Consider the following 24,682-nt stretch of genomic DNA (forward strand, 5'->3'; position numbering starts at 1 on the left):
AGTGTGGGAGAGTAGGACGCCGCCGGACAAACTTTCCTTCAGGGGCCCACCGATTCCGGTGGGCCCCTGAAGCGTTTTCGCGCACCGGTGTGCGCGCAGTCGATCGACGGCGCGCCGAGCTGGAGTTGCGACGCTCCGCGACACCGAGGAAGACCTGTTGGGCTCGTAGATCGAGCACATGCGCGCCGAGCCGGCCGACCGCCGCGGCCTGGACTGAGCGGCGGAGACTCCAGCGGCGATAATTGCCACGTGAGCGCTCACACGCTACTTTGCAATACGGGTCAATCGATTCCACAGGGAATCGTCGTCGGCGCGGCCGGACCGGCCGGCATTGGCGGGCAGGCACGCGGCGGTTCGGTTCGACATTCGGGACCGCGATGTGAAACGGGGTGGCAACAACGGGGATTTCGGCATACTGGCCATCGGTTCGGATCGATGCTATTCCAGCTGACGGCACGCGGCCCTGACTGCGTGCGTCGCCGCCCTCCCGATCGCGTTCCCCGACGCCGCCACCTTCAAGGCTCGAAAACCGTAACTTCGTCCAACTCGCTTGGGCCTATGTCGTAGCGGAGATGAACACCTTTCGGCCCGTCTACAGCCGGATCGTAGGTCTGGCGCTGTCGATCACCATCGGCCTTGCCCTCTTCGGTGCACCGGCGGCCGCCGAGGACAACACTGGGGCCGCGCCACCTCCACGGGTCGCCGGCGATGTGCTGGGGACCCGCGCCGTGGGGCTCGCGCTCGGGGCTGGAGCAGGCGCTCTTAAGTCCCGGCGGTCCGCCGACGGCTATCGGGCGGGTTCGCCGGGTGCGGCTGCACAACTGGAACCCCGAGCGCCCAGAGGACTGTCCGCGGTGCCCGCCGCAGAACTGGCGTCCGTCCACGGCAGGGACGACCTGCGCCAGGCCGTCTCGCACGCGCACGACGCAGGCCCCTGGGGCCCGGCCGGCGACGGCGCCGCGGCCGGAGGCGGTTTCGCGACCCGATCGACCGGCCGTGACCTGCAGCCGCTCGCGCTGGTGCTGACATTCGTGCTGGCCGGTTTCGTCCTGTGGTTGGTCTGGCGGCGCAGCGCACGACAGCAGCGGGCCTGACGATGGGCGAGTCCGATGCAGTTCAACCGCCTGTCGTCGCCGCGAACCGCGGCGGCGAGGACCAGGCGCACGACCCGCGGCGCGGCCGGGCCGTACCCGACGGCCGCCGACAACCGAGATGAAGTCGTTACGAAGCCTCACTCATGCGCATGCGTCGTTGTAGCTTATTTTCGTAGCCAAGTTGCGAGATGGTAGTTACTTACGTAGGCGGAGGGGGCACATGAGCATCACGCCCCTGGACGCCGCCCGGCTCGATTCGGGCGAGCCGGGCGGGTCCGGCCAGGCACCGGCCGCGATGAGCACCCGCTCGCCCGGCCGGGCCGCCTGGCTGCGCCTGCGCCGCGACCGCACGGCCCTGGTCAGCGGGGTCGTGTCGGCGTTCCTGGTCGTGGTGGCCCTCGCGGCGCCGCTGATCGGGGCGGCGTACGGCATCCACCCGCAGGACACGTTCCAGGGGGACCTGGACCGGTTCGGGCTGCCCTACGGCGTCGCCGGCGGCGTCACCGGCACCCACTGGTTCGGCCTGGAGCCCGGGCAGGGCCGCGACCTGTTCATCCAGATGGTCTACGGGATGCGCACCTCGCTCGGCATCGCCTTCGCCGCGGCGCTGATGACCACGATGGTCGGGGTGCTGCTCGGCATCATCGCCGGGTACCTCGGCGGCTGGGTCGACGCCGTCATCAACTGGGTCACCGACGTGACCCTGGCGCTGCCGTTCCTCATCTTCACCCTGGCCGTCATCCGCCCCATCGAGCTGCACTTCTACGGCCCTCGCGAGGCGGTGCCCGGCTGGTTCCGGGTGGTCGTGCTCATCACGCTGTTCACCGCGTTCGGCTGGACCACCACCGCCCGGCTGGTGCGCGGGCAGGTGCTGTCGCTGCGCGAGCGGGAGTTCGTCGAGGCGGCCCGGGCCACCGGCGCCCGGCTCGGGCGCGTGCTGTTCCGGGAGCTGCTGCCCAACCTCGGCGCGCCGATCCTGGTCGCGTTCTCGCTATCGATCCCGGCGTACATCACCGGCGAGGCGGCACTGTCCTTCCTCGGCATCGGCATGCTCGAGCCGACGCCCGACTTCGGGCGCACCATCTTCCGCAGCCTCAACTACCTGCAGACGGACCCCGCCTACGTGCTCTTCCCCGGCGTCACCATCTTCGTGCTCGTGCTGGCCTTCAACCTCTTCGGCGACGCCCTGCGCGACGCGCTCGACCCGAAGTCGCTGCGGTAGGCCGCCATGGGATCCTTCCTGCTGCGCCGGGTGCTGCTGGGCGCGCTGACGCTGTTCGCGGTCAGCATCGTCACGTTCGCGATGTTCTTCGCCCTGCCGCGCGACCCGGCCACCGCCATGTGCCCGAAGAACTGCGACGCGCAGCGGCTGGACCGGGTGCGCACCGAGCTCGGGCTCAACGATCCGAAGCCGAAGCAGTATCTGCGGTACATGAGCGGCGTCTTCGTCGGGCGCGAGAACTGCCCGGCGCCGTGCCTGGGGTACAGCTACGTCAACAACGAGCCGGTGAGCCAGACCTTCGGGCGGGTCATCCCGGTGACGCTGAGCATCGTGATCCCGGCGTCCGTGCTGTGGCTCGCGCTCGGCATCGGTCTCGGCATGCTCTCGGCGCTGCGCCGCGGCACCGTGTTCGACCGCCTCGCCATCGGCTTCTCCCTCTCCGGCGCCTCCATGCAGCTGTACTTCGTCGGCGGAGTCCTGCTGCTGGTGTTCGTCTACACGCTCAAGGTGCTGCCGTACCCGCACTACACGCCGCTGCTCTCCGATCCGCTCGCCTGGTTCACCGCGCTCGTGCTGCCCTGGTGCTCCCTGGCGTTTCTCTTCTCCGCCGTGTACGCCCGGCTGTCGCGCGCCCAGCTGCTGGAGACGATGTCGGAGGACTTCGTGCGCACCGCGATGGCCAAGGGCCTGCGGCAGCGGACCGTCGTGCGCCGGCACGTGCTGCGCGCCGCCATCACGCCCCTGGTCACCGCGGCCGGCCTGGACATCGGCACGGCGCTGGGCGGCACGGTGATCACCGAGATCACGTTCGGGTTCCGCGGCCTCGGACGGACCGCCATCGACGCCGTCCGCGACGGCGACCTGCCCACGATCATGGGGACGGTGCTGCTGGCCGCGGCCTTCATCGTCGTCGCCAACATCGTCGTCGACGCGCTCTACACCACGATCGATCCGCGTATCCGGTTGCGATGACCGGTGTTGGCTCTCCGGAGGTCCACATGCGACGCAGGCTCATGACGGCCGTCGCGCTGGTGCCGCTCGTCGCGGCGCTCGGCGCGTGCACCAACAACAAGAAGGGCGACGACGAGCCGGCGGTGGACACCAACCGGCAGGCCAGCGGCGCGATCGCCACCGACCCGAAGGACTCGATGGGCCCGGCGCCCGAGGTTCCCGGCGCCACCAAGGGCGGCACGGTCACCGTCCTGCGGCAGTCGAAGATCTCCCACCTCGACCCGCAGCGCACCTACAGCTTCGCCGGCCTCAACGCCTCCCAGCTGTTCGTGCGCCGCCTCACCACCTTCAAGGACGACGGCAAGGGCCACGTCACGCTCGTCGGCGACCTCGCCACCACCCCCGGCACCGACGTGAACAAGGACTGCAAGGTCTGGCAGTTCACCATCAAGGACGGCGTGAAGTTCGAGGACGGCTCGCGGATCACCGCCAAGGACGTCGCCTACGGCATCGCCCGCTCCTTCGACCTGTCGCTGACCGGCGGCCCCACCTACATCCAGGAGTGGCTCGCCGACTCGCCCCAGTTCGACACCAAGTTCGACTTCAAGAACAACAAGTCGTCGCTGCCGCCCGGACTGAGCGTGCCCGACGACAACACCCTGCAGCTCACCTTCAACAAGGCGCACTGCGACCTGCCCTTCGCCGCCTCCCTGCCGGCCACCGCGCCCGTGCCGGCCGCGAAGGACACCGGCACCCAGTACGACCAGAAGCCCGTCGCCTCCGGGCCGTACAAGATCACGAAGAACGAGGCGGGCACCCAGATCACCTTCGAGCGCAACACCGCGTGGGACCCGGCGACGGACGCCGTGCGCCACCAGTACCCGGACTCGTTCGTGTGGCAGTTCGGCGCCGACCCGGTCACCCAGACCAACCGCATCCTCGCCGACAGCGGCGCCGACCAGAGCGCGGGATCGTGGGACGGCGTCGACCCGTCGCTGATCTCGAAGGTGATGGGCGACCCGGCGCTGAAGGACCGCATCATCCAGGAGCCGACCACGCAGCACTACACGCTCACCATCAACAACCAGCGGGTCACCGACCTCAAGGTGCGCCAGGCCCTCAACTACGCCATCGACCGCGACGGCCTGATCAAGACCCTCGGCGGCTCCTCGCTGGCCGCCCCGGTCACCACGCTCATGCCCCCGTCGACGATCGGCTGGAAGAACTACGACGCGTACCCCGCGGGCAAGACCGGCGACCCGGCCAAGGCCAAGGAGCTGCTCGGCGGCACCGCGAAGGAGCTCGTCCTCGCCTTCCAGGACGACGCCACCAACCAGGCCCTGAGCACCCAGCTCAAGGGCAACCTGGAGAAGGCCGGCTTCAAGATCACGCTCAAGGCGATCCCCGCCGACTCCTTCCTCGACGAGACGAAGAAGAAGGACAACCCCTGGGACATGTACATCGGCTCCTGGGGCGCCGACTGGCCCAGCGGCGCGGCGATCCTGCCGGTCCTGTACGACGGCCGCGCCATCAAGGCCGACGGCAGCAACAACGGCGCGTCGTACCTCAACGAGTCCGCCCTCAACGCCGAGTTCGACCGCGTGCTCGCCATGCCCACCGGCCAGCAGGGCGCCGAGTGGGCGAAACTGGATGAGAAGATCATGCGGGAGTACGCGCCGGTGGTGCCGCTGTACGTCCAGGTGACCACCACGGTCCACGGCTCGAAGGTCAACGGCCTGTTCATCGACAGCATCTTCGGCAACCTGGCGTTCGCCAACGCCTACGTCAAGCAGTGAGACTCTCCTACTGGATCGGGCCGCCGGGCGGAACCGCGAACTCCGCCCGGCACCCCGACGGCGCTTACGGCGCAGCGAGCACGATGAAGGTCGCCGTGCTCGCGGCGCTGTACCGCGCGGATGTCGACCTGGACGCGCCGCTCCCGGTCGTGAACGACTTCCCGTCGGCCCTGGGCGACGGCTCCCGGTACGCCAACGACCCCGGCTACGACGACGAGGACCAGGTCTGGACCCACCTCGGCGGCGCGGCCCCCGCGCGCTGGCTGGCCCGCCGGATGATCGTGCGCTCCAGCAACCTGGCCACCAACCTGCTCCTGGCCCGCGTCGGCCTCCCAGCGGTGGCCGAGGTGTGGCGCCTGGCGGGCGCGACGAACAGCGTCACCGCCCGCGGCATCGAGGACCACGCGGCCCGCGACGCCGGCCTCGACAACGTCGTCACGGCCGCGGACCTGGCCGCTCTGTTCGGCGCCCTGCACCTGGGCAAGCTGGGCAGTCCGTCCGCGACATCGGAGATGCTCGACCTGCTGGCCGCCCAGGAGTGGCGCCAGGACCTGGCCGCCGGTCTCCCGCAGGGCGTGCGCGTCGCCCACAAGAACGGCTGGATGACCGGCATCCGCCACAGCGCCGGCATCGTGTACCCACCCGACGCCGACCCGTACGTCATCGCCGTCTGCACCCGGTCCGACGCTGTTCCCCCGCCGGACGACTACGACGAGCAGGCCTGCTCGGCCATCGCAGGGCTCTCGGCCGAGCGGTACGGAATGAGGCACCAGTGACCATCACCGACGTCCGCACGCACACTGTCAGCGCCCCGTTCCACACCCCGTTCGTGACGGCGCTGCGGTCCGCCACCGCGGCCGAGAGCCTGTTGGTCGAGGTCGTGGATGCCGACGGCCGCTCGGGTTTCGGCGAGTCCCCGCAGGTCTGGAAGGTCACCGGCGACTCGGTGGCCGGCGCCCGGGCCTGCGTCGAGCAGGTCCTCGCCCCGCTGCTGACCGGTCGCGACGCCGATGACCTGGCCGCCAGCTGCCGGACCGTGCACGGCGCGGTGGTCGGCAACACCGGCGCCCGCGCCGCGGTCGACACGGCCCTGCACGACCTCGCCGCCCGGCGCCTCGGCGTCCCGTTGGCCCGCCTGCTCGGCGGCACCCGCCTGCGCGTGCCGACCGACGTCACCCTGTCCGCCGGCGACAGCGCGGCCGCCGCGAGGATCGCCGAGGGCTTCACGGTCCTGAAGGTCAAGGTCGGCAAGTCGGCCCCGGCCGACGAGGTCCACCACATCCGCCGCATCCGCGAGGCCGCCGGTCCCGACGCGCGCATCCGTCTGGACGCGAACCAGGGCTGGACCCCACGCGAGGCGGTCCGCGCGATCGGTGCCATGCAGGACGCGGGCCTGGACATCGAGCTGGTCGAGCAGCCCGTCCCCGCGCCCGACCTCGAGGGCCTGGCCTGGGTCACGTCGAGGGTCGATGTCCCGATCCTGGCCGACGAGTCGGTCTTCGGCGTCCGCGACCTGGTCTCCGTGATCCGCCGCCGCGCCGCCGACATGGTGAACGTGAAGCTGGCCAAGTGCGGCGGCCTGTCCGTCGCCCGCACGATGCTGGACCTGGCCGCGGCCCACGACATCGGCACGATGGTCGGGTCGATGATGGAGACCCAGGTGGGCGTGGGCGCCGCCGCGAGCCTCGTCGCGGCCTACGACACCACGGTCGTCTCCGACCTCGACGCCGCCTGGTGGCTCGCGTCGACCCCGGTAACGGGCGGCCTCCGTTACGACGGCGCCGAGGTGGTCCTCCCCGACGCCCCCGGCCTGGGAGTGCACCTGTGCATGCCGTAGCCGTCCCCGTCGCCACGATGTGGTCCACGCCGTCCGCCGACGAGGTCGTCACCCAGGTCCTGCTGGGCGACCCGGTGATCGTCGACGCCGCCGGCGCCGACGGCTGGTCGCGGGTGATCGCCCCGAACCAGCCGGCCCCTTCCCTGGACCCGCGCGGCTACCCCGGCTGGCTGCGCACAGCAGACCTCGGGTCCGCATCGGACGGTGCCGGCGGGTCCATCGTGGATGCCTTGTTCACCGACCTGCGCGACGCCCCGTCCGGCGCGGTGGCCCTCGCCGGCGTCCCGCTCGGCACGCCGCTGGCGCCCGCCGGCACGGCGCTGGCGCCCGCCGGCTCGCCGGTCGGCGACTGGCTGCCGGTCCGGGTCCCCGGCCGCGACGGCACCTTGTGGGCGCCCGCGGCGGATGTTCGCCCGGCTCCCACGGCCCCGCCCGCCTCCGCGACGGCGGCCCTCGAGGTGGCGCGCCGGCTGGTGGGCGTGCCCTACGTCTGGGGCGGCCTGTCCCCGGCCGGCATCGACTGCTCCGGCCTGGTCCACCTGGCCTGGCGCCGCCTCGGCGTGCTGCTGCCCCGCGACGCCCACGAGCAGGCCGAGGCCGTCGAGCCGGTGCCACTCGGCGAGGAGCGGCCGGGCGACCTGTACTTCTTCGCCCGCCCCGGCCGCCGCATCCACCACGTCGGCTTCGTGGTGGGGCCGGGCCGGATGTTGCACGCGTGCGGCGAGGCCCGCCGCGTCGTCGAGGAGCCCCCGACGCCGTCCCGCTCCGAGACCCTGACCGCCGCGGGCCGCGTCCGCCTGCGTGCCGTGTGACCGCGTCGCCTGTCGTCCCGGCCGAGACACCGTGAGCCGAGACGCCGCGAGCTGAGACGCCGGCCGTGAGCCGAGGCGCCGTGACGTACCAACTGGCCAATGACGAACGACGACCTGGTGGCGGGCGCTTCCGATTGTCCCTTCATGACGGTAGCACCCGCCACCAAACGTTGTGTCGGTGCAACTACGGAGCGCCGACCGGCGACGGCAGGAGCTGTACGTCGGCGAGGTCAACGTACATCAGGCGGTGGCCGAACTGGATCTGCGCGTACCAGGTGTTGCCGCGGATCACCGTCCAGTCACCGGGGGACGAACCGTCGAAGGTCACCGCGCGGTAGTACTCGCCCTGCACGATGTTGCCGACCGCGTACCGCTGGCCCGCCGCGAACGTGTACTGCAGCGGCGTGATCGGCTGGTACGGCACGCCCGCCGGGTACGCGGACTGCTCCGGGTACGCGCGGCCGTACACCGGAACCGTGTCCCGCTTCGGCACGGCGACCAGGCCCGTCGCCCACTTCGCGGTGGGGGAAGCGGACGGGTTGTAGAACCAGCCCTTCTGGCCGAGGTACCAGATCGCCGTCCAGTCGCCCTCCCGGCCCGCGACCGCGTAGGTCTGGCCCGTCGAGACCCGCGAACCGTGGTCCGACAGCGCCATCGTCGAGGCGGAGCCGTCCGGGTGCAGGCCGACGTCGACGAGCAGCGGGGAAGAGGCCGACGGGGCCGCGTGCAGGATCAGCTGCGACGAGCCGTGGTCGGGGCACGCGACCCCGGCCGCGGTGCAGCCGGTGTAGGCGGGGCGGTTCGTGTCGTACGCCGGGTCGATGGTCACCAGGCCCGTGCGCGCGCTGCCCGTGGTGCGGATCGGGGCGTGCATCAGGTCCAGGTAGTGGTCCCAGTCCCAGTACGGGCCCGGGTCCCAGTGCATGCCGCGCACGCCCGACGGCACGGTGCCGGGGACGTTGTCGTGGCCGATGATGTGGTTGCGGTCCAGGGGGATGCCGAGTCGGCCCGCCAGGTAGCGCACCAGCTTCGCCGACGCGCGGTACATCGCCTCGGTGTACCAGGTGCCCTCGGCGGCGAAGCCCTCGTGCTCGATGCCGACCGAGGTGGCGTTGACGTACCAGTTGCCGGCGTGCCAGGCGACGTCCTTCGTCTTGACGTGCTGGGCGACGTGGCCGTCGGCGGAGCGGATCGTGTAGTTCCAGCTCACGTACGCCGGGTCCTGCACCAGGCCGAGCGTGGTGTCGTAGGTGGCCTCGGTGTCGTGGATGACGATGTACTGCACGCGCTGGCGGGCCGGGCGGTCGCTCAGGTCGTGGTTGCCGTAGTCGCCGTTGCCCAGGTCCTGGTACGGCGCCGGGATCCACTCGCAGGGCAGCTCGGCGGGGCACTCCAGGCCGTCGGGACGCTCGGTCCGCCGCAGGCCGAGGCGGTCCAGCCACGACCTCTCGGGCCGCACCGACGCCCGGGCGGCGAGGGTGACCCGCTGCCCGTCGTCGGTCACGCGGTCGACGCCCTCGCGCATGGTGGCGTACACCTCGTCGGCGAACTGCGCGGCCGCGTCGGCGGTGTCGGCGCCGCTGTAGCGGGCCACCGCGCCGTACCAGGCGGCGGGGTCGCTGCCGGCCCCGCCCGGCGCGCCGAGGTCACGCTGGTAGGAGGCCAGCAGCGCGGCCCCGCCGCGGATGTTGGCCCGCGCGTCGCCGCGCAGGACCGTCTTGTCGACGCCGGTCAGCGCCGCCGCCCGGTCGAGGGTCTGCAAGGAGGCCGGGGCGAGCGCGGGTGGCGCCGCCGCGGGGCCCGCGATCCTGGCCGGGCGGGCGCCGTCCCCGCGGGCGTCCTCGGTCGCGGCGGGCCGGGCCGGGGCCACCGCCGCCGCGTCGGTCAGGTGCATCGGGCCGAAGCCCGCGCTGGTGCTGGGCAGGCCGCGGTTGGTGTCCCACCGCGACTCCAGGTAGGACACGGCCAGGAGCACGTCCTGCGGTACACCCGCGGAAACCGACGCGTCCGCGAAGTCCTGAGCTCGCCCGCCGGCGGGGGCCGCGGAGGCCGCCGTCCCGGGCACGACCGCGGCGCCGAGCACGACCGCGGCGATCACCGTTGCTGCTCTGGTACGCACGATGCCTCCCCTTACCAGTTGTCGGACCCGGCCACGCGGGGCAGCGGCTTCCACACGGGCGCGATGATGTACGCGACGCCGCCGCTGCCGCCGGCGACCGAACCGTCGGCGCGGTGGCGCTTGGTGCGCAGCCACACCTGCTCGAACTCGGTGCGCTGGTAGACGTTGCGGACCGCGTCGTCGGAGGACGACGCCGGGTCGTTGACGATGACGTCGCCGGTCGCGGTGAAGCCGACGATGACGAACAGGTGGCCCGAGGTGGAGTAGTTGGCCCCGGTGAGCTCGGAGGCCAGGAACGACTGCGAGGTGACGACCGGGATGCCGGCGGCGATGAAGCGCTCCACCTCGTCGAGGGAGTGCAGGCGCGTCACGATGCCGGTGAGCCCGTAGGTGGCGGCGTAGGCGGTGTTGAACGGCCAGTTGCCGGCGCCCTCGTAGGTGTAGTCGTAGGTCTGCCGGGCCGCGTGGTCGACCTGCGGGTCGGCGTAGGACGGGTCGACCCAGGCGAGGTCGGCGCGGGTCGGCTTGTGGCCCCAGTACTCGACGACCATCTCGGTGGAGGTGGGGGAGCACCACGCCTCGCCGCCGCCGTCGTACTCGGGGTACTCGCCGATGTGGATGTTCTGGGAGTACCGCGGAACCTTGAGCTCCCTGCCCCAGGCGATGTGCCCGGCGCTGGGCGCGACGGTGAACCGGTCGGGGACGTTGGAGGCCATCGCGCCGGCCTGCAGGACGCGGGGCGCGGCGTGGGAGCCCGGCGCCCGGTAGAGGGTCAGCCGCAGCCGGTAGTCCCGCAGCAGCACGCCGCGGGTGACGTCATCGATGGAGAACGTGTCGGTCCAGATCGTGGAGTACGGGTCGCCCTGGCCGTCCACCGAGGACCGTTTGACGTCCTGGTCGCCGTCGGCCCAGCGGCCCATGACGTACCACGGTGTGTGCTCGCCGTTGGTGTAGGAGCCCTGCATCTCCACCTGGATCCAGGTGCCGGCCGGCGCGTCGGCGTTCCAGGACGCGACGAGCTCGCTGGCGCCGAAGCCGATCGGTTGGGTGGGCGAGGTCCAGGTGGCGTACTCCCAGGTCCGCGTCGTCCCGGTGTGCGGGTCGGTGAACTCGGTGGTGCCGGCGGGGCGCCCGATGGTCAGGAACGGCCGCAGCCCGGGCACCGCGAGGGTGCCGTTCGACTCGCCGGAGCGCCACTGCGGGAAGCTCTGCCACCGGTGGAACGTGATCTGCTCGTCGTGCTGGACCGGCGCGGGGCGGGCCGTCGCCGCCGAGGCGGGTGCGATGGCTAAGAGGCAGGCGAAGGCCGCCAGCGAGGCGAGGGCCGGAAGTCGTGCCATTGCTCCTCCAGGGGAAACCGATGGCGATGGATTGACGGCACGCTATCGCCGCCGGCCCCGGATGTCGATACCTTTCGACGGATTCATCGATGTGGAAGGTTTTTTACCACCACGACCGCGACGGGGTGCACACCCCGCCGCGGTCGTTCCTGGTGCGGCCTTTACCGCCAGGGGCGGGAGCCGCCACTCAAGCCGCGCGCGGCACCGGCGGGCGGCTGATGCGGTTCCTCGACCGCGCTGGGCAGGCCCATGCCGGGGTCACGGCGATCCGGTCAGCTGAGCTGCTCGGCCAGGGCGATGATGATCCCCTCGGGGCCACGGACGTTGCAGAGCCGATAGCTGTCCTCGTACTGGACCAGCTCGCCGACGAGCTCGGCGCCGTGGGTGCGTAGGCGGGCGACGACGTCCTCGATGTCATCGACGGCGAACATGATGCGCCGTATGCCCAGCGTGTTGGCCGGCGCATGCGTCGGCTCGGCGCTGATCGCCTTCGGCGTGTGGAACCTCGTCAGCTCGACCCGGCCGTGGCCGTCCGGGGTCCGCACGACGGCGATGTCCGCTCGGACGCCGTCCAGCCCGACGAGCCGGTCCACCGATGCGCCCTCGACGGTTGTCTGGCCCTCCAGCTCCATACCGAGTTCGACGAAGAACGCGATCGCAGCCGCAAGGTCGTCGACAACGATGAGGACGTTGTCCATCCGCTTGATCATGGTGGTACTCCTTCTGTTGTCACACGGCAGGTCATGGGCCCGCTGGTGTCCCGCACGACACCCGCGGACGTGCTGAGTTCCAGGACCGGCTGGCGGCTTGCGGGTCAGTTGTAGTGGCGGCGGGCGCTGGACCCGGTGCGGGTGATGTCGGTGCCGTAGATGTGCAGGCAAGCTGCGTCGTCCCGTTCAGCGTCTACCGGGCACGACCCATTCGTCCAATGCGAACTTCTGCGGCTACCCATAACTATCATGGATGAATGCTGGACATCGTGCGGCTACGCATCCTCGCGGCGGTCGCCGCGCACGGCTCGGTCACCAAGGCCGCGAAGCACCTGAAGTACTCCCAGCCGGCGGTCAGCCACCATCTGGCCCGGCTGGAAGCCGAGACCGGCGCCCGGCTCGTCCAGCGCATCGGGCGGGGCATCCGACTCACGCCGGAGGGTGAGCACCTCGCCCGCCGCGCCGCCGAGATCGTCGGACGGGTCGACACCGCCGCCGCGGAACTGTCCGCGATGGTGGGCCTGCGCACCGGCCGGGTCCGGGTCGCCGGCTTCCAATCAGCGCTCGCCGCCCTGATACCGCACGCCGCCGCCATCCTGCGCCGCGACCACCCCGGCATCGAGCTGCACCTGGCCGACGCCCACCCGCAGGTGGCACTGAACCTGCTGCGCGACGGGCAGGTCGACGCCGCCGTCATCTTCCGCTACGACGACACCACACCGGACGACATCCGCGCCACGCACCTGCTCGACGACCCGATGCACCTGCTCAGCCTGCAACCGGGCCAGACGCTGCGCGACCACCGCGACTCGGCCTGGATCGCCGGCTGCGAGCACTGCCGCCGCGAGTTCATCGACGCGTGCGAGCGGGCCGGCTTCACCCCGCACGTCGTCTACACCAGCGACGACGTGATCGTCGAACAGGCCCTCGTCGCCGCCGGCATGGGCGTCACCACCATGCCCGGCCTGTCCTTACGCACCCACCGGGCACCCGGCATCGAAGCCACCCCGCTGCCCGACTTCCGCCGACGCGTCTACCTCGCCACCTACGGCGACCCACCGGATCCCCCGGCCACCACGGCCTTCATCATCGCGCTGCACCACGCCGTCCAGCAGACCCGCCCCGGCGAGCCGCCACCACCCGACGAGGCCCCTGACCGGCCATCATCAACGAAGCACAGAAGATCCACCGGATCCGCCAACTGACGGCTCAGGAGATCACCGCGCTGCCCGGCCCGGCCGGTGGAGGCGTCCCGGTCCGCTCTCGCTCGAGCCGACACCGCGGTGTGTAGTCGGTCGGGCGCGGGGAAGGAAACACCGTGCGGCCCGTCCCCAGACCGGCCGGAGAGGAGCTACCCGAGCGATGAGCGACCACGATGTGATCGTCCTGGGCGGGGGCTCGCCGGGCGAGCACTGCGCCGGCGAGCTGGCCGACGGCGGCCTGCGTGTGGCTTTGGTCGAGCGGGATCTGGTCGGGGGCGAGTGTTCGTACTGGGCGTGTATCCCGTCCAAGACGCTGCTGCGGCCCGGCGAGGCGGTGCACGGGGCTCGCGAGGCGGCGGCCACGGCGCGCGTCGACGTGCAGGAGGCGCTGTCCTACCGCGACGTCATGGTCTCGGGCTACTCCGACGCCGGGCAGCAGCAATTTCTGGCGGGCAAGGGCATCGACCTGATCCGCGGCACCGGCCGGCTGGCCGGGCCGGGTGTGGTCGAGGTCGATGGCGTGCCCCACACCGCCCGGCACGTGGTGGTGGCCACCGGCTCGGACCCGGTCATACCGCCCGTCCCGGGCCTGCACGAGCTGGACGGTATCTGGACCAGCCGCGAGGCGACCGGCATGAAGGCTGTCCCGCGCCGCCTGCTCATCCTCGGCGGCGGGCCGGTCGGCACCGAGATGGCCCAGGCCGTCCGCCGCCTGGGCAGCGAGGTGGCCCTGGTCGAGGGCGCCGGGCACGTGCTGGCCCGCGAGCCCGAGCCGCTGGGTCAGGCGCTCGGCGAGGTCCTGCGGGCCGACGGCATCGAGCTGTTCCTGGGCATGCACGCGACCGCCGCGCGGCGCGACGGCGCGGACTACGTCCTGACCCTCGACGACGGTCGCGAGCTGCGCGGCGACCACCTGCTCCTGGCCACGGGCAGGCGTCCGCGAATGCCCGCCGGCCTGGACTCGGTCGGCGTCACCGCTGGCCCGCACGGCATCGGCGTCGACGCGCACCTGCGCGCCGGCGAGCGGCTGTGGGCCATCGGGGATGTCACCGGCATACGGCTGCTCACCCATGTCGGCAAGTACCAGGGCGAGGTCGTCGCCGCGAACATCCTGGGCGAGCCCCGCGAGGCCCACTACGAGGCCATACCGGACGTCGTCTACACCGACCCGCAAGCGGCCGCAGTCGGTGCCGCCGAGGCCGCTTTCAGCGCCACCGTCCCGGTGTCCGAGGTGGCCAAGACGGCCACCTACACCCACGCCTACGCCACCTCCAACGGCTTCCTGACCTTGCTGTCCGACGGCGACCGGCTGACGGGCGCCCACGCGCTCGGACCCGAGGCCGGAGAGTGGCTGCAGCAGGCCACCCTGGCCATCCGCGCCCGTGTGCCGCTGCCGGTGCTGCGGGACGTCATCCAGCCCTTCCCCACCTTCTCAGAGATCTACGTCGCCACGCTGAAGGCGCTCCACGGCCAGATCACGGCCGCCCGCGGGCCGGCCACCGAGCGATCCTCGATGTAGGCGCGGGCGGCGCGACCCCGCCGGTCACGCTCGCCGACCGGCACAGCTACCGCGCTACACCGCGCTCTGCCCCGGCCCGACGATCGGCCGAGGCCGGGCGGAGCCAGCCCCGCGACCACCGGTCCCGGGCGGGGCGCGGTATGTTCCGCCCGTGACCGGGGACTTCGTGCCGCAGATGTTGCCATCCTCCAGGCGCGGCCGCGCCGGCGGGGCGCCGCCCACCACGCCCGGATGCCGGCTCGCGCCGGCCGCGCACGGCGATGCCTGAGCCCGCCGCGGTGTGGCGTGTCGGTGACGTCGTCGACGGCCGCTACGAGGTCCTCAGGGTGCACGAGCAGGGTGGCATGGGCCTGGTGTACCGCGTCCGCCACCGCGAATGGGCCGTCGACCTGGCGGTGAAGAGCCCCCGCCCGGAGGTCCCCCGGGACACCTTCGTCGCCGAGGCCGAGACGTGGGTGTCGCTCGGCCTGCACCCGCACGTCTGCTCCTGCTACTACGTCCGCGTGCTCGACGGCGTCCCGCGGGCCTTCGCCGAGTACGTCGCGGACGGAAGCCTCCGAGACTGGATCGACGACCGCCGCCTGTACCGTGGCAGCTCGACCGCAGCCGTGGAACGCATCCTCGACGCGGCTGTCCAGACCGCCTGGGCCCTCGCCCACGCCCACGCCCGCTCCGTCACCCACCGCGACGTGAAGCCCGCCAACATCCTCCTCGACGACGCAGACGGCGCCTTCGTCGCGAAGCTCACCGACTTCGGCCTGGCGGCGGGCGGCGGCATGACCTTGGCCTACGCCTCTCCCGAGCAGGCCGCGGGAGCCCCGGCGGGCCCGCCGAGCGACGTCTACAGCCTCGCGGTGTCGATCCTGGAGATGTTCACCGGCGGCGTGACCTGGATGGCCGGCCCGGCCGCCCGCCACGCCCTGTCCGCCCACCGCGCCCATGACCTGCGGCCCGCGCCGGCCACCCACCACGCCGGCGACCCTGCCGGCGACCCTGCCGACGACCCTGCCGACGACCCGGCCGGCGACCCTCGGCCCACGGCAGCGACGGAACCGGCCACCGGGCCCCACCACGCGTCGGCCGCCGAGCCGGCGCGCGAGGGCCACGAGCCCACCGGCCGCCACGGCGAACGCGACGCCGGGCCGCCGGACCTGCCGGCGGACGTGGCCGACCTGCTCGACCGATGCCTGGCCGAGGCGCCCGGCGACCGGCCCGTATCGGTGGCCGAAGTCGCCGGCGCGCTCGTCATGGCCTACGAGCGGCACACTGGCCGGGCGTACCCGCGGGCCGCTCCCGTGGCGGCTGTGCTGCGGGCCGACGAGCTCAGCAACCGTGCCCTGTCGCTGCTCGACCTCGGCCGTCCGGCCGAGGCCGAGCGGGCGTTCGCCGGGGCCCTCGCCGCCGACCCGCGGCACGTGGCGGCCACCTACAACGCGGGCCTCAACCGGTGGCGTCGTGGTGTGGTCACCGACGACCGGCTGGTCGCCGAGGTCGAGGGGCTCCGGGCCGACACCGGCGACGTGCTCGCCCAGATCCACCTCGAGCGCGGCGACCTCACCGCCGCCCGTGGGCTGCTCGGCGAGGCGGGACTGCGGGCGGTACTGCCGACGGCCGGCGCGCTCGTCGACGCGGGCGCCGTCGCCGCCTGGACCGTGCCCTGGACGCCCGACGACGACGTACCCGGGCGGGTGCCGCTGGCGGTCGACCCCGGCGGGCGGCTCGCCCTCACCGGCGAACCCGACGGCGCGCTCCGGCTCTGGAACGTCCACAGTGGACGGATTTGGCAGCGGCTCACCGGGCACCGCCGCCGGGTGCACGCCGCCGGTCTCACGCCGGACGGGCGGTACGCCGTCTCCGTGTGTGAGGACGAGACCGTGCGGCACTGGGACCTGACCGCGAGGCGCCCTCGGAGCCGGCTCCTCTACGCCAGCCCCAACCCGCCCCGCTGGGGCGGCGGCGACGGGCTCGGCGAGCTGGCCCTGCGCACCCAGTCCACCGCCCTCGGCCTGAGCCCCGACGGACGCCTCGTCCTCTACGCGGGGCTCGACGGGGTCCTGCGGGTCTGGGATCTGCGCGGCGGGCCGCCTCGGATCCTCGACGAGCAAGCGGGCGCGCGGCTGGTGGCGGTCAGCGCCGACGGGCGCAGCGCCGTCTCCGTCGGGCGCGGGCACGTCGTGCGGGTGTGGGACCTGCCGGCCGGGCGGTGCCGGCGCGAGCTGGCCGTGCCCCCGTCGCCGGTCGCCGCCCTCGGCCTCGGCGCCGACGGCCGGTTCGCGGCCGTCGGGTGCGTCGACGGCACGATCGGCGTCTGGGACCTCGGTGACGGTCGGCGGCACCGCGTCCTGGCCGGCGGCGCGGCGGCCGACGCCCTGTCCTTCGACGAACGCGTCCTGCTGTCCGCCGAGCGGTACCACGGCACCGTCCGGTGCTGGGACCTGGACAGCGGCCGCTGTCTGCGCACCTTCCCGGGGCACGCCGGCGGCGCCGCCGTGGTCCACCTCGACGCGGACGACCGGTTCGCGCTGTCGGCCGGCCGGGACGGGGCGGTCCGCCGATGGCGGCTGCCCGGCGAGTACCGCGCCGCGCCCCGCCTGAGCCGGCCGCGCCGGACAGACGAGCTGCACCGGCTGGGCGCCCGGGTCGAGGCGCTGGTCGCGGAGGCGGAGCTGGCGGCGGCGGCCGGGCGGACCGCGACCGCGCTCGACCGGCTGCGGCAGGCCCGAGCCGTCCCCGGCCACGAGCGGGCGCCGCGGGTCATGGCCGCCTGGTGGGCGTTGGGCCCCCGGGCCGTCCGCACGGGCCTGCGCACGGCGTGGTCGTCGCGGTACCTCACCGGCCACACCCGCGACGTGGGGGCCGTCGACCTGTCGGCCGACGGCCGGATCGCGGTCTCCGGGGGCTGCGACGCGACGGTCCGCCTGTGGAACCTCGACGATGGCGCCTGCGTGCGGGTCCTCACCGGTCACGCGCACATGGTGGAGGCGGTCTGCCTGAGCGGCGACCGGCGGCGGGCGCTCTCGTCGAGCCGGGACGGCACCGTCCGGCTGTGGGACCTCGGCACCGGCGAGTGCCTGCGCGTCATGACCGGCAACGTCCACATGAGAGAGTCGGTGCCGGTCCGTTTCGCCGCCGGCGACTCGCGGGCCGTGGTCGCCGGCCGCGACGGCCGGATCCGGATCTGGGACCTGGACACCGGCGAGCTCCAGCGCGAGCTGCGCGGGGGCGCCGCCTTCCGCGCGCTGCGGCTCGGGCCCGGCGACCGGCTCCTCGCGGCCGCGCGCGGCGACATGGTGCAGCTGTGGGACCTGCGCAGCGGCCAATGCGTGCACCGGCTGCGCGGCGGCTTCCTCCACACCATGCGGGCGGTGTCGCTCAGCGCCGACGGCGGTCTGGCCCTCACCGGAGAGAACGACGGGGGCCTGCGGCTGTGGGACACCACAACCGGGACCGTCGTGCGCACGTTCGGCGGGGCGCAGAACACACCCGACGGGGTCGCCCTGACGGCGGACGGACGCGTCGCGGTCTCCTGCGGCTACACCGACTTCGTCTCGGTCTGGGACGCCACCGACGGGCGCCGCCTGCGTGTGCTCGACGGCCACGAGCAGGGCGCCACGTGCCTCGCGCTGACCCCGGACGGGCGGTACGTCCTGTCCGGCCACCGCGACGGCGGCCTGCGGCGGTGGGAGCTCGACTGGGACCTGGCGGCCCGCGAAGGCCCCGGAAGCCCGTGAACGCCGCTGTGCCGCACCCCCCACGGCCGTGAGCAGGGTCGGGAGTGCCTGACGCGGGTCGCGATCGATGGCGTAGCCGGCGAGCACGAAGCCGTGGCCGGCCAGCCAGTCAACGCACCTCTTGACGAGTTGTCTACGTTGGTGTTGACTGCGGAACAACGAGCCACTGCCCGTCGCTACCTGGCGATGGCCCAGTGCTGTCCGCGGCGCCTTGAACGAGTTCGGCGACGGGCCATCACAACGCGCCGGGCGAAGCCATGCAGGAGGGACCGCCGTGGACGACGACGTCTTCATCATCGACGCTCTCGTACATGCACTGAACTGGACCGAAGAGAACTGGGCGGACCCGGTCGCCGCCGGGTCGTCGGCTGAGGCCGCTGCCTATACGGCCGCACACCAGGGATCCGGCGCCTACGACATGCCCCGTGAGCTCTTCCTGCGCGACTGGTCGCCGGAGGACTCCGCGAACCTGCTCTTCCGGGAGAGCACGACAAGTGTCGGGGTGTTCAACCCGCAGCCGCTGTTCGTGTTCAAGGACGGCCAGACGTCCGTCGAGAAGGCGATCGAGGCGATTCGCAGATACCCCACGCGCTTCATCGGGGCGTACGCCGCGATCGACCCGCTGCGGGAGGGCTGGCGGTCGTACCTTGCCGAGCAGGTCGACGCGCTCAAGCCCCTGGGGCTCAAGGTCTACCCGGCAAGCTGGCAGGAAAAGGGCATGCAGACCTGGGGCCTGAACGACCCCAAGGTCGCTTTCCCGCTGTTCGAGTACGCCCTCGAGCTGGGCATCCGGCACATCGCGATCCACAAGGCGCTGCCGATCGGACCGATGGAATACCGCGGCGCCTTCGGCCCGTCCGACGTCGAAGGAGCGGCGGCCCGGTTCCCCGACATCGAGTTCGAGATCGTCCACGGCGGAATGTCGTTCACCGAGGAGACGGCCTGGCTCCTGGCGAAGTTCAAGAACGTCCACATCAACCTCGAGAACATGAATATCGTCGTTGCGCGACGGCCGAGGACCTTCGCCAGGATCCTGCTGTCGCTGCTCCATGTCGGCGGGAACGCTGTCTACGAGCGCATCCACTGGGGGACCGGCACCTTCCAGTTCCACCCGCGACCGTGCATCGAGTCGTTCCTCGACTTCGAGTTTCCCGAGGAACTGCTCGAGGAGACCGGCCTCTACCACCCGGTCGAACAGATCACCCTCGACCACAAACGGGACATCCTCGGCCGCAACTTCGCCCGGCTGCACGGCCTTGACATCGCGGAGCTCAAGCGGAAGATCGCCGGCGACGAGTTCAGCCGCCCGGACGGCGAGCCGCTGCCGGCCCCGTACTCCACGCTCGACTGGATCTCGCCGGACCTGCACGCGAGGACCTTCACCCCCCTGGGTGCCAGGTGAACCGCGGCTGGTCGCTGCCCGTCGACCTGGCCCCGGACGTGGAGCGACACCTCGATCAGATCGTCGACCCGTGCAGCACGGCCAGCGTTCTTTCGATGAGCATCCTCGCGATGGGGCTGATTCGTGACGTGACGTCCTCGGACGATGGCGTGCTGACCGTGCATCTCCGGCTGACCTCACCGTCCTGCATGATGGTGGGCTACATCGCGCGTGAGGCGACGCAGCGCCTGCGAACCCTTCCCGGAGTGACCGACGTGGTCGTTGCGCCGGACGAAGGTCTGGACTGGGATCCGTCCATGATGGACGCCGCCGTGGCGGAGGAGCGCAACAAGCGGCTGCGGCTGCTCGACCTGAGCAACGTCATCGCCTGACTCAGGACACCAGGCCCGCGAAGTCCATCTCGGGCGCCGACTGCGCAATCGCCCGCATCTCGATCAGATCGTCCGCGGTGAGCTTCAAGCGCATGGCGGTCCGTATCGCGTCGATGTGCGCTGGCGCCTGTACACCGACCAGCGGTACGACCGGCGCGGCCCCCGAGGCGGCCCACGCGACGGCGAGGTCGGCAAGCCCGACACCGTGCCGCTGCGCGATCACCGCGAGCTTGCCCGCTGCCTGAACGCGCGTGGCATAACGCTCACCGGAGAAGTCCGGGGCACCGCGGCGGAAGTCGTTCTCCGCGAACGCGGGCTCGGGCCCGAAGGTTCCGGAGAGGAAGCCCTGCGCGAGCGCCGCGTATCCCATGACCATGATTGCGTTGCGGCGGGCGAACGGCAGGACCTCATCCTCGACGCCCCGGCTGAACAGGCTGTAGGGCACCTGGATGGCGTCCAGCTGCGCGGTCTGACGAAACGTGGTCATCTGCTCGACCGTGTAGTTCGAGACTCCGACGTACCGGGTCAGCCCCTCGTCGACGAACGACTGCATCGCTCCCGCGACCTCCGCCAGCGCAACGTCGGGGTCGTACCAGTGCACGAGGTAGTAGTCGAGATGCTCGACGCCGAGCCGGGACAACGACTTGGTCAGCGATGCGCGCAGGAACGCGGGTCGCGAGTTGGGCGCGAACGGCGTGGCCGACCCCTCGCGGCGGCGCAGCTCGAGGCCGCCCTTCGAGCAGAGCACGAGGCTGTCGCGGTCGGCGACGAGCTCGCGTGAGAACAGTTCGCCAAGGATGGACTCGGCGCGTCCGTACGCGTGTGCCGTGTCGAGGAACACCAGACCCTCGGAGACGCCGCGGCGCAGGGCGGCCCTGGAGCTGTCAAGGTCGCTGCCCCAGGCCGCGGCGAGTGTGTACGTTCCCAGGCAGACCGGGGGCAGGCTGGGGCCCGTCATGCCGCGTCCTCGCGCAGGACGACCCACAGGCCTTCGGCCGTGGCAAGGACATCCTCGCCCAGGCACAGGTCGCCTTCCAGGAAGATCTTGCGACGCTCGGTCTTCGTGACGCGACCCCTGACCCGCAACGGCGTGCCGATCGGGGTGATCTTGAGGTAGTTCACGTGGAGGTATGCGGTGCGGGTAGGCGGACCCGAGTTGGCGAGCCGGCCGAGGCACTCGTCGAACAGCATCGCGATCGCACCACCGTGCGCGGCGGAGCCGCCACCCAGGTAGAAGGGGGAGAACGCGACGGATCCCTCGACATGTTCGCTCGAGAGGCTGGTGAGCTGGACCGGGAGCAGGAGCGGGTGGCCGCGGTTCTCCGCGTCGCCGCGGAGCCCGGAGTGTTGCCGGCCCGGCTCGACCCGGCTGCCGCCCAGTGTGCCGGCGGCCTGTCCGATCAGCGCCCGCGCGGCCTGCGCCACCGCGGGCGACGGGTCGGAGCAGGTGACCAGGTCCTGGAGCGCACGTAGCGCGCTCACCAGCTCGACGTAGGCGGTGCCGCCCGGTGCGAATCCGGAGGTGTCGAAACCCCAGAACTGGCGCGGATCGGCGGTGGAATCGGGCATCGCTGGTTCTTCGGGCACGGCGGCCGGCCTCCTACGGGTCAGGGCTGCTGAGTTGTCAATGTATGCGTTGACGAAGCAGCCGACAAGAATCTACATTGGTGTTGACGCAGTCACACAGAGGGAGCCGCACATGCCTGACAGTGCGAGCCAGGTGCTCGACGCCGATGGGATCGACCTGGACGACCTCTACGGGGATCTTGCAACGAACCACCCCGACATCTACTACGCACACGTCCGCAGGGCGGATCGTGTCTACTACAACCGGCGTTGGGGTGGGTGGATCGTCACCGGCTTCGAGGAGGTGGCGGCGGGCTACCGCGACCATGCCCGGCTCAGCTCGGAACGCATGGCCGGGCCGTGGGGCGAGAAGAACAACCGGCAGAAAGGCTCAGGGGAGCTGTCGCCCGTCTTCAAGGTGATGGCGTCGTTCTTCGGCTGGATGGACCCCCCGGATCACACCCGCTTCCGCAAGCTCCTCCAGGCGGCGTTCACACCGGTCAGCCTGGAGGAGATGCGCCCACGCGTCGGCGAGCTCGTTCGCGAGTACGCCGCGGGCATCCCGGACGGCGCCCCGTTCGACTTCATCAACCGGTTCGCCTTCCATCTGCCGGTGACGGTCATCTCGGAGTACCTCGGCGCCCGCGTGGAGGATCGCCACCTGATCGGGGAGTGGTCCGAGGATCTCGGCCACACCATCTTCGCCGGCAAGAACGGCATGACGGCCGATGAGCGAGCCAGGCTGGGGGAGCGGGCGATCAACAACTTCATCGCCTACTTCACCGAGATCATCGAGGATCGCCGCAGAAGCCCGCGGGACGACCTGATCTCGCGGCTCGTCCGCGCCGAGCCGGACGGCGATCCCCTCACCCACGAGGAGATCGTCGCGCAGAGCATCGTGATGCTCTTCGCCGGTCACGAGACGACCACCAACCTGCTGGCCAATGGGATGGTGGCCTTCGCGCGCTTCCCCGAACAGTGGCGCAACATCCGAAAGGACCCTGCGCTGGTCCGGCCCGCGACCGAGGAAATGCTGCGGTTCGACGGGCCGATCGGTGCGCAGGGCCGATGGGCCAGGACGTCGTTCGAATTCGGCGGAAAAGCAATTCGGGAGAACGACCGTGTCATGCTCATGCAATGGGCGGCCAATCGCGACCCGGAGGCGTTCGAGGATCCCGACACATTCGACGTCACGCGCAAGCGTATTCGACATTTGGGCTTCGGTCACGGCATTCACACCTGCCTGGGGTCGCCGCTGGCCCGTATCGAGGTGCAGGAGACCCTTCGGTACCTCACCGGGCGGTATGTCTCAGTGGAGCTGGCGACCGAACCGCTGACCTACAAACCGACGCTGACGTCGCGCAGCCTGACCAAGCTCGACGTCGTTCTGCAGCCTGCCTGACCGCCGGTCGCGGCGAACTGCGGAGGGATCGAGCGAAAGGGATGCGCTATAGTGCCAGCGGACCGGCTCGTGCTAGAAGCGGGTCGCGGCGGTTGCGGGATCGGGGTGTACGACGTTGTCGAGCGGAATCGGTCGGCGTCGCCAGGCGGCGCGCTCGGGTGGGCGGGACTCGTACCAGGAGCGCCGTCGCAAGCTGATCGATGCCGCCGCCAAGGTCTTCCAGGAGAAGGGCTTCGGCGCCGCCAGCTTCGGCGACGTCGCGAATGAGCTCGGCTCGGATCGGGCGTCGCTCTACTACTACGTCTCCAGCAAGGAAGAGTTGTTCCACGCCGTGGTCTTCCACGCCGCGGAGGAGAACGTCCGGCTGGCCGAAGAAATCCGCGACAGTGATGCCCCCACCGCCGTGAAGCTCGAGCGGCTGATTACGGCACTGATGCTGTCCTATGAGAAGCACTATCCGTACCTCTTCGTCTATGTTCAGGAGAAAATGAGCCTCTTCGGTCCGGAAGAGGACAGTTCAATCTGGGCATCGGATATGTGGGACCTGAACCGGCGCTACGAGGACGTGGTGGTCGGTGTGGTCGAAGAGGGCATGAAGGAAGGCGTCATCAAGTCGCTTGGGCGTCCGCGTGTCGTGGCCTACGGCATCATCGGCATGGTCGCGTGGACGCACCGATGGTTCCGTCCCGAGGGGCCGTCCACCGGCGAGGAGATCAGCCGCGCGTTCGCCGAGATGGTGATGCGCGGCGTGCTCGCGGACAAGAGCTGACCCCACCGGCGGCACCCGTCCGCCGGCTGTCAACGCGCGGTTGCCGCACGCGCGTGTCTTCGTGTGTCAATCGCCGCCCCCATGTGCGGGCGTTCTGCCTGGTCAGGGCTCTCTTCTCAGTTGTCAACGCGGTTCTCGACAGGGGTGTTGACAGATTTGGAAGCACGCTCGTAACGTCTGCGCTACATGCAGGTCGGTGACCCGGGTCACCCACTGCCGTAGAACCCCAGGAGGGGTGTGATGCGCAGAAAACTCGTTGTCGCGGCAGGGTTGAGCCTGCTGCTGCTCACTGCGACGGCATGCGGCGGAAATGGCGACAGCGCGGGTGGCGCTTCGTCGTCCGAACCCATCAAGGTCGGGGTCGACCTCGACCTCTCAGGCCCGTTCTCGATCGGTGGTCAGGGCGCGCTGAAAGGCATCAAGGCCTACTTCGACGCGGCGAACAAGTCCGGCGGCATCGCCGGCCGCCAGGTGCAACTGATCACATTGGACAGTGCGGCGGACGTCAACCGCGCCCTCAGCAACGTCCAGAAACTCATCAACCAGGATCAGGTCGACGCGCTCCTCGGTGTCTCCGTCAGCAGCATCTCGGAGGCCCTGGACGACGTGGTGACCGAAGCCAAGATTCCGCTCGTCTCGGTCGCGGCCGCGCCGAGCCAGATCTTCCCCAAGCCCAGTGCCTGGGTCGTCATGGCGCAGTCGGTGCAGAACCAGCAGGTCGGCCCGACCGTCGAGCTGATCGCGAAGCTCGTCCCCGGCACGCCGAGGGTGGCGTACATCCATTTCGACTCGGCGGCGCAGCACGGGTTCGGTGATGGTCTGACGAAGGCGGTGCAGCA

Annotated in this window: 20 protein-coding genes; 15 read left to right on the forward strand and 5 right to left on the reverse strand. The window is 71.3% G+C overall.

The genetic code is table 11. From position 1 onward, the window contains the following. Positions 1-572: 572 nt before the first annotated feature. The 7 genes from IEZ31_RS52870 (at position 573) to IEZ31_RS52900 (ending at position 7,712) form a co-directional block, all read left to right on the forward strand. Positions 573-1,094 carry a hypothetical protein gene (locus IEZ31_RS52870; RefSeq protein ID WP_190257765.1) on the forward strand — a complete coding sequence of 174 codons (522 nt, stop codon included), beginning with the start codon at positions 573-575 and terminating at the stop codon, positions 1,092-1,094. Positions 1,095-1,314: 220 nt separating this feature from the next. Then, on the forward strand, positions 1,315-2,316 hold the full coding sequence (locus IEZ31_RS52875; protein WP_190257766.1) for an ABC transporter permease: 1,002 nt from the start codon (positions 1,315-1,317) through the stop codon (positions 2,314-2,316). A gap of 6 nt (positions 2,317-2,322) precedes the next feature. Then, complete coding sequence (locus tag IEZ31_RS52880) at positions 2,323-3,288, forward strand: ABC transporter permease (protein ID WP_190257767.1); 966 nt, start codon at positions 2,323-2,325, stop codon at positions 3,286-3,288. 26 nt (positions 3,289-3,314) lie between these two features. Continuing rightward, a complete protein-coding gene (locus tag IEZ31_RS52885) occupies positions 3,315-5,063 on the forward strand; it encodes an ABC transporter substrate-binding protein (protein WP_190257768.1) in 1,749 nt (582 codons plus the stop codon). Further along, the gene (locus tag IEZ31_RS52890) at positions 5,060-5,839 is read left to right on the forward strand and encodes a serine hydrolase (RefSeq protein WP_229837195.1); all 780 of its coding nucleotides are present in this window, start codon (positions 5,060-5,062) and stop codon (positions 5,837-5,839) included. The genes IEZ31_RS52885 and IEZ31_RS52890 overlap by 4 nt, the downstream gene beginning before the upstream one ends. Next, positions 5,836-6,900 (forward strand): mandelate racemase/muconate lactonizing enzyme family protein, encoded by a 1,065-nt coding sequence (locus IEZ31_RS52895; protein WP_190257769.1) that lies wholly within the window; start codon positions 5,836-5,838, stop codon positions 6,898-6,900. Before IEZ31_RS52890 ends, IEZ31_RS52895 begins: the two co-directional genes overlap by 4 nt. Then, on the forward strand, positions 6,888-7,712 hold the full coding sequence (locus IEZ31_RS52900; protein WP_229837196.1) for a C40 family peptidase: 825 nt from the start codon (positions 6,888-6,890) through the stop codon (positions 7,710-7,712). The genes IEZ31_RS52895 and IEZ31_RS52900 overlap by 13 nt, the downstream gene beginning before the upstream one ends. Before the next feature lie 184 nt (positions 7,713-7,896). Here the strand turns inward: IEZ31_RS52900 and IEZ31_RS52905 are convergent, their stop codons facing one another. The 3 genes from IEZ31_RS52905 to IEZ31_RS52915 all read right to left on the reverse strand — a co-directional run bounded on the left by IEZ31_RS52905 (position 7,897) and on the right by IEZ31_RS52915 (position 11,881). After that, a complete protein-coding gene (locus IEZ31_RS52905; RefSeq protein WP_229837197.1) occupies positions 7,897-9,831 on the reverse strand; it encodes an N-acetylmuramoyl-L-alanine amidase in 1,935 nt (644 codons plus the stop codon). 11 nt (positions 9,832-9,842) lie between these two features. Then, positions 9,843-11,171, reverse strand: coding sequence for a C39 family peptidase (locus IEZ31_RS52910; protein ID WP_190257770.1), 1,329 nt, complete (start codon positions 11,169-11,171; stop codon positions 9,843-9,845). Positions 11,172-11,443: 272 nt separating this feature from the next. After that, positions 11,444-11,881, reverse strand: a complete 438-nt coding sequence (locus tag IEZ31_RS52915) for a VOC family protein (RefSeq protein WP_229837198.1) — start codon at positions 11,879-11,881, stop codon at positions 11,444-11,446. A gap of 257 nt (positions 11,882-12,138) precedes the next feature. Between IEZ31_RS52915 and IEZ31_RS52920 the strand changes: the two genes are divergently transcribed. The 5 genes from IEZ31_RS52920 (at position 12,139) to IEZ31_RS52940 (ending at position 20,106) form a co-directional block, all read left to right on the forward strand. After that, complete coding sequence (locus tag IEZ31_RS52920) at positions 12,139-13,086, forward strand: LysR family transcriptional regulator (RefSeq protein ID WP_190257771.1); 948 nt, start codon at positions 12,139-12,141, stop codon at positions 13,084-13,086. Positions 13,087-13,243: 157 nt separating this feature from the next. Further along, the gene (locus tag IEZ31_RS52925) at positions 13,244-14,602 is read left to right on the forward strand and encodes a dihydrolipoyl dehydrogenase family protein (protein WP_190257772.1); all 1,359 of its coding nucleotides are present in this window, start codon (positions 13,244-13,246) and stop codon (positions 14,600-14,602) included. A 260-nt stretch (positions 14,603-14,862) separates the two neighbouring features. Next, positions 14,863-18,333 carry a protein kinase domain-containing protein gene (locus IEZ31_RS52930; RefSeq protein WP_190257773.1) on the forward strand — a complete coding sequence of 1,157 codons (3,471 nt, stop codon included), beginning with the start codon at positions 14,863-14,865 and terminating at the stop codon, positions 18,331-18,333. 274 nt (positions 18,334-18,607) lie between these two features. Beyond that, a complete protein-coding gene (locus IEZ31_RS52935; protein ID WP_190257774.1) occupies positions 18,608-19,735 on the forward strand; it encodes an amidohydrolase family protein in 1,128 nt (375 codons plus the stop codon). Next, on the forward strand, positions 19,732-20,106 hold the full coding sequence (locus tag IEZ31_RS52940) for a metal-sulfur cluster assembly factor (protein WP_190257775.1): 375 nt from the start codon (positions 19,732-19,734) through the stop codon (positions 20,104-20,106). The genes IEZ31_RS52935 and IEZ31_RS52940 overlap by 4 nt, the downstream gene beginning before the upstream one ends. A gap of 1 nt (position 20,107) precedes the next feature. Here IEZ31_RS52940 and IEZ31_RS52945 read toward each other — a convergent pair whose 3' ends face one another. Both IEZ31_RS52945 and IEZ31_RS52950 read right to left on the reverse strand, forming a co-directional pair. Then, entirely contained in the window at positions 20,108-21,064 is a 957-nt protein-coding gene (locus IEZ31_RS52945; RefSeq protein ID WP_229837199.1) for an aldo/keto reductase, read from the reverse strand. Next, on the reverse strand, positions 21,061-21,675 hold the full coding sequence (locus IEZ31_RS52950; protein WP_190257777.1) for a PaaI family thioesterase: 615 nt from the start codon (positions 21,673-21,675) through the stop codon (positions 21,061-21,063). The genes IEZ31_RS52945 and IEZ31_RS52950 overlap by 4 nt, the downstream gene beginning before the upstream one ends. Before the next feature lie 130 nt (positions 21,676-21,805). Here IEZ31_RS52950 and IEZ31_RS52955 point away from each other — a divergent pair, with 130 nt between their 5' ends. The 3 genes from IEZ31_RS52955 to IEZ31_RS52965 all read left to right on the forward strand — a co-directional run. After that, entirely contained in the window at positions 21,806-23,074 is a 1,269-nt protein-coding gene (locus IEZ31_RS52955) for a cytochrome P450 (RefSeq protein ID WP_190257778.1), read from the forward strand. A gap of 115 nt (positions 23,075-23,189) precedes the next feature. Beyond that, positions 23,190-23,843 carry a TetR/AcrR family transcriptional regulator gene (locus IEZ31_RS52960; protein ID WP_190257779.1) on the forward strand — a complete coding sequence of 218 codons (654 nt, stop codon included), beginning with the start codon at positions 23,190-23,192 and terminating at the stop codon, positions 23,841-23,843. A gap of 240 nt (positions 23,844-24,083) precedes the next feature. Further along, positions 24,084-24,682: ABC transporter substrate-binding protein (locus IEZ31_RS52965; protein WP_190257780.1), on the forward strand; the 599-nt coding region annotated here is incomplete at its 3' end.

It is taken from the genome of Dactylosporangium sucinum, from assembly GCF_014647515.1.
GTDB classification, from domain to species: domain Bacteria; phylum Actinomycetota; class Actinomycetes; order Mycobacteriales; family Micromonosporaceae; genus Dactylosporangium; species Dactylosporangium sucinum.

Bases quoted from the DNA above. Each gene is read 5' to 3' on its own strand.
- IEZ31_RS52955 (WP_190257778.1), top strand. From the start codon at position 21,806: ATGCCTGACAGTGCGAGCCAGGTGCTCGACGCCGATGGGATCGACCTG.
- IEZ31_RS52930 (WP_190257773.1), top strand. From the start codon at position 14,863: ATGCCTGAGCCCGCCGCGGTGTGGCGTGTCGGTGACGTCGTCGACGGC.
- IEZ31_RS52880 (WP_190257767.1), top strand. From the start codon at position 2,323: ATGGGATCCTTCCTGCTGCGCCGGGTGCTGCTGGGCGCGCTGACGCTG.
- IEZ31_RS52945 (WP_229837199.1), bottom strand. From the start codon at position 21,064: ATGACGGGCCCCAGCCTGCCCCCGGTCTGCCTGGGAACGTACACACTC.
- IEZ31_RS52920 (WP_190257771.1), top strand. From the start codon at position 12,139: ATGCTGGACATCGTGCGGCTACGCATCCTCGCGGCGGTCGCCGCGCAC.
- IEZ31_RS52870 (WP_190257765.1), top strand. From the start codon at position 573: ATGAACACCTTTCGGCCCGTCTACAGCCGGATCGTAGGTCTGGCGCTG.
- IEZ31_RS52915 (WP_229837198.1), bottom strand. From the start codon at position 11,881: ATGATCAAGCGGATGGACAACGTCCTCATCGTTGTCGACGACCTTGCG.
- IEZ31_RS52950 (WP_190257777.1), bottom strand. From the start codon at position 21,675: ATGCCCGATTCCACCGCCGATCCGCGCCAGTTCTGGGGTTTCGACACC.
- IEZ31_RS52925 (WP_190257772.1), top strand. From the start codon at position 13,244: ATGAGCGACCACGATGTGATCGTCCTGGGCGGGGGCTCGCCGGGCGAG.
- IEZ31_RS52875 (WP_190257766.1), top strand. From the start codon at position 1,315: ATGAGCATCACGCCCCTGGACGCCGCCCGGCTCGATTCGGGCGAGCCG.
- IEZ31_RS52885 (WP_190257768.1), top strand. From the start codon at position 3,315: ATGCGACGCAGGCTCATGACGGCCGTCGCGCTGGTGCCGCTCGTCGCG.
- IEZ31_RS52910 (WP_190257770.1), bottom strand. From the start codon at position 11,171: ATGGCACGACTTCCGGCCCTCGCCTCGCTGGCGGCCTTCGCCTGCCTC.